Here is a 2,701-nt window from a genome sequence, read left to right as displayed (position 1 = left end):
ACCTTGTTGTGCCTCATGATTTCAGTGGCCGTGAATGGCGACCATCGCCGATCTTGTGCAGCTCTCCTCCGCGCGGAGTCTATGGGCCCGAGTTGGAGGTTCGGGCCCTGGCGCCGAAGCTCCAACTCGATTCCGTGGCTTTTTGCGGTTTTCATCATTCCGATTGAGGAGGTCGAAGGTGGGCGGCGGTTTCGCTCGTGCCAAGATTCGCCCGCCAAATTGGCCAAGGAGAAGAACATGAAGACAGCAATCGTTTTCGCGGCGCTGTGCGCCATTTCGGTCGGTGCGACCGCAAAGGGTGGCCACTCGAGCTCCGGTGGCGGCAGCCATTCCGTGAGCGGCCACGTCCGCAGTGACGGGACCTACGTTCCTCCAAGCCACGCGACGAACCCCAACGCGACGAAGGCCGACAACTGGTCCACGAAGGGGAACGTCAACCCCTACACGGGCAAGGCCGGCACAAAGTGATTCGGGCGGTGTGCATTGCCATGCTGGGCCTAGCGCTGGCGGGTTGCGACCAGTTCGACCCCAACAGCAAGCCCGTCTATGGCAAGGAGAGTGGCTTGCCGGTGAACTGTCGGGCCTACGTTCAAGTGGCGATCGACGGCTACAGAAGCAAGCAGTACACGGCCGATCAAGCTATGGCCGGCCTCGAGCGGAACTGCGGAGTCTATGGGTCTTCATGGGGAACGCGCTGATGGCGGAGTTCCGCCGAGACTGCCTGGCAGTGCACGGTCAATCCCTCGCGGCGAAGACACTTGAAGACCGCAGGATTGCAGGAGGGGGACACCGGCTGCAGCGGCAAGGACGGCAAGGACATCCCGGCCGGTCCTCTCGGTCGCTGGCCTGAATCGGAGGTGCTATTCAAATGCGAATGATCATCCTTGCGTGCTCGCTCGTTGCGGCTGGCTGCGCTCAGACCAACTACCAAGTCTACGAAGGCCGAAACGCGAACATCGTCGAGGGCCAGGGCGGGACAAAGGAAGTGATCGACGGCTACGAGATCTGGGACAACGGAAACCCGCCGCGGAGATACCAGGTGCTCGGGGTTTCCACGATCGAGGACTTCGACAACGTGTTTGGCAATCAGCGGATGCGCAGCGCGATCGCCGTGGAGATCAAGCGGGCCGGCGGCGATGCTGCTGTGGTGCTGGATGGCTGGTCGCAGGGTCAGAGCGTCGGCGTCGGAACGGCAATCAACTCGAAGGGCCAGATGGCAGTCGGCACCGGCCAGAGCTTCGGCAGGAAGCAGACGCGCTATCAGATCGTCAAGTACCTGGACCGCCCGGGCGCGACTGTGGCAACCCCGACCGCGGCGGCGAACGCATCGCCGCCTGCGAGTACCGCGTGCCCGCCAGGCCGCTACGGGCTCAACTGCCAATGATGGAAAGGCTTTCGTAGCTTTTGTAGCGTCCTCCATGGCACTTCTGTCAACAATCGGCGGCACTTAGCGCTTCGTTGCTCACATTGTCCCAAACAGTGCCTCCAGTCCGCATGCCAGATGTCACATCTTCGTTACTCTGTCTTTTGGCCAACTGTCGCTGGCCACGTACAAGACTACCCTCCGTTCAGATCTGCGCTTTTCACAATGTTGGGCAGAGGTGACAGAGATCGCGCTGACGTTCAGCATCCCGGCCGCATCAGGCTGGCAGCCGAGTGGGTCTGCAAATACTGAGAGAGGTGCGCCAACTCGGCCGCGACGGTGGCACGCTGGCGTTCGGAAGGAGAGACGAGATGGACCTTGTTGCCGAAGCCAACAAACTTCTGTCGAGTTGGGACAGACGATCGATGATTCTTGTATTTGGCGGATACGCACTCATTGCGATCGCGATCATCTGCAGCTTGGCAATCACGGCTTTTGTCGATCACCTAAAGCCACTTCACACGAAGATGCTTAGCTTTATCGCGGCGGTCTGTTCTGGCCTGCTTGCCGCCTTGCATCCAGTTGATTCAGGCACTGCGTTCCGCCAAGCTTGGCGAATCGTTAACCAGGCGAAGCTGGACTACGTTGCGATTCAAGATGAAGACCATCGTAAAGGCATAGCAGCGGCGATCCAGAGAGCCGAAAGCATACTTCAGGCCGCGGAAGGAAGGGCGCCGGTTCGATCGATCGGCGCCGCGCCCGTCGAGCCGGAGCAAAAGTAAGGCTTGGGGCCCTGGCAGCACTGGCGTGAGCGCTACGGCGTTCGGCTGGTGGTGGAGGATCGGTGGGGAGTCAGCGAGCCATGCCTCCCGCGCTGTCATCAGCGGGGCTCGCGGCTCATTGATCTTCGAGGGCTGGGCGGAAGCAACCGGGTACCCCCCAGACGATGCCGCGCAGGCCGAGCACGCCATTCATTCGTCCGGGTCGAGCAGCCTAGACGACCACAACCCGAGCAGCCGCTTTGGCGCCGCGGCCAGCATCCTCGACAGTCTCGATACTCGGCCGCTRCATCTACATCTGGCTCGGCGGCCTTGGTGGAGGTCTTGGTGAGCGCCCGAATTTCGCGCCTGGTCGTCACCTATCTACTCGCCGTGCTGGCGCTCCCCCCGCGGCAGAATGGTTGTCGCCTCTATAGAACCAAGAACCCGGGGGCGGCGATGAAGGATGAGAKTGGCTCGATACGGAAAAGCATTCAAGGACCGAGCGGTAGCAAGATTGCTGCCGCCGGAGAGTTCGGCGCTGGAAGTGGTGGCGCGCGAGGTTGGTATTGGAGTGGGA

At 61.3% G+C, this 2,701-nt stretch carries 3 protein-coding genes; all 3 read left to right on the top strand.

Annotated elements, in window-relative coordinates; translation table 11 throughout:
* Positions 1 to 237: 237 nt before the first annotated feature.
* The 3 genes from AC1DY5_RS50530 to AC1DY5_RS50520 all read left to right on the top strand — a co-directional run bounded on the left by AC1DY5_RS50530 (position 238) and on the right by AC1DY5_RS50520 (position 2,145).
* Complete coding sequence (locus tag AC1DY5_RS50530) at positions 238 to 468, top strand: hypothetical protein (RefSeq protein ID WP_478121832.1); 231 nt, start codon at positions 238 to 240, stop codon at positions 466 to 468.
* Between the two features lie 517 nt (positions 469 to 985).
* On the top strand, positions 986 to 1,384 hold the full coding sequence (locus AC1DY5_RS50525) for a hypothetical protein (RefSeq protein WP_478121831.1): 399 nt from the start codon (positions 986 to 988) through the stop codon (positions 1,382 to 1,384).
* A 350-nt stretch (positions 1,385 to 1,734) separates the two neighbouring features.
* The gene (locus AC1DY5_RS50520) at positions 1,735 to 2,145 is read left to right on the top strand and encodes a hypothetical protein (RefSeq protein WP_478121830.1); all 411 of its coding nucleotides are present in this window, start codon (positions 1,735 to 1,737) and stop codon (positions 2,143 to 2,145) included.
* Positions 2,146 to 2,701 lie beyond the last annotated feature (556 nt).

This window comes from Variovorax sp. P4_D9 (genome assembly GCF_056401695.1).
Note: the sequence above shows the minus strand (reverse complement) of the source record. Positions and strands in the feature narration are given on the sequence as shown.